The sequence below is a fragment of the uncultured Campylobacter sp. genome (assembly GCF_938045405.1).
GTDB lineage: Bacteria > Campylobacterota > Campylobacteria > Campylobacterales > Campylobacteraceae > Campylobacter_B.
Map to the genome: position 1 here is coordinate 1 of NZ_CALIMW010000081.1, position 1,123 is coordinate 1,123.

At 38.5% G+C, this 1,123-nt stretch carries 2 protein-coding genes; both read right to left on the reverse strand.

What is annotated here, in order from left to right; translation table 11 throughout:
• Nucleotides 1-125 precede the first annotated feature (125 nt).
• Nucleotides 126-269 carry a hypothetical protein gene (locus Q0140_RS03105; RefSeq protein ID WP_297961752.1) on the reverse strand — a complete coding sequence of 48 codons (144 nt, stop codon included), beginning with the start codon at nucleotides 267-269 and terminating at the stop codon, nucleotides 126-128.
• A gap of 399 nt (nucleotides 270-668) precedes the next feature.
• Nucleotides 669-965: a hypothetical protein gene (locus Q0140_RS03110; protein WP_297961755.1), complete on the reverse strand. Its 297-nt coding sequence runs from the start codon at nucleotides 963-965 to the stop codon at nucleotides 669-671.
• Nucleotides 966-1,123 lie beyond the last annotated feature (158 nt).

The window sequence follows — 1,123 nt, forward strand, 5'->3', positions numbered from 1 at the left end:
TTACGCCCCAAGCAAACTTAAGAAATTTTACAAGCGGCGCAATATGTTTTGAGGCGTCCGATAAGACGTATATAAAGCGAGTAAATTTAAGAATTTAGTGCGGGGTTTGGCTTGCGATTTAAATTTTATCTTTTGCCCTCTTTTTTAGTCCTGACCGCCTCATAAAGTTCGTCGATCGAGGTTGCGGACGAGCCCGAATATTTCTGTGACGCTTGCATAGTTTTTTTGCCCCACTTACCGTCGATTGCCACGCCGTAGCCACCGAACATCAGACTGCGTTTGATATAATAGTTTATCTTGCTGCGTCATACTTTGTTGCTTCTGCACTTCGCGCTCAGCATCTTTTGCCTGCTCACTTTCATATACGGAAGCACCCGCTAAATACCCTAGAACTAAACCTCCCACAATTAGTACGACAGACGCAATAAATCTATTATTTACGCTAGAAGTCAAGCCTTCTAAAAATGCCTTTGCAATGCAAAACACTATAAAGCCCGGAATAAAAACGATAACCGCGGCTGCAAGCCCATCAAAAACGCCACTACCAGCAAGGAAACCTAGAGAAAATTCATAATCTATCTTTTAAAATTTAAGTAGCGTAATTCTCCCAAATTTAAATTTAATCAGAGAATTACAAAAATTTATCTGTCAACGGACGGCGACATAGACTAATTAACGTGCTTCATAATCCTATTAAATTGTGGACTGTGATCTCGCGCCATAAAAATAGAAGCAATTATACCTATAACTCCTATAGCTAAGACGAAGTAAAATATTGTACCGCTATCTTTAGTAAAAGTTCCTATAAACCAAAGCCAAACTATAGAACCAAGAAGTGTCTTTATCCATGCTCTACTATAAGAGATCTCCGCCTGGCACCCACCGCATACGATTGCTCCGTATTTGATGTCGTCTTTGCCACAAAATGGGCACATTAAATGATCCGGATGTTCATTCTCTGCCATAATTTCTCCTTTGAAAAAATATAGGTGGAATTATATATATATATATATATAAGAGCGGGCTTAAATTTTAAAATTTAGAGTTTAAAATAGGGGGAATTTTAGCGGCTTTGTACCGCTAAAATTTAAAGATTTTCGAATGGATTTACGACCACGTCTTT

What these genes read in the sequence shown, in the direction of transcription:
- Q0140_RS03105 (WP_297961752.1), bottom strand. Translation starts at nt 269, where the DNA reads ATGTTCGGTGGCTACGGCGTGGCAATCGACGGTAAGTGGGGCAAAAAA.
- Q0140_RS03110 (WP_297961755.1), bottom strand. Translation starts at nt 965, where the DNA reads ATGGCAGAGAATGAACATCCGGATCATTTAATGTGCCCATTTTGTGGC.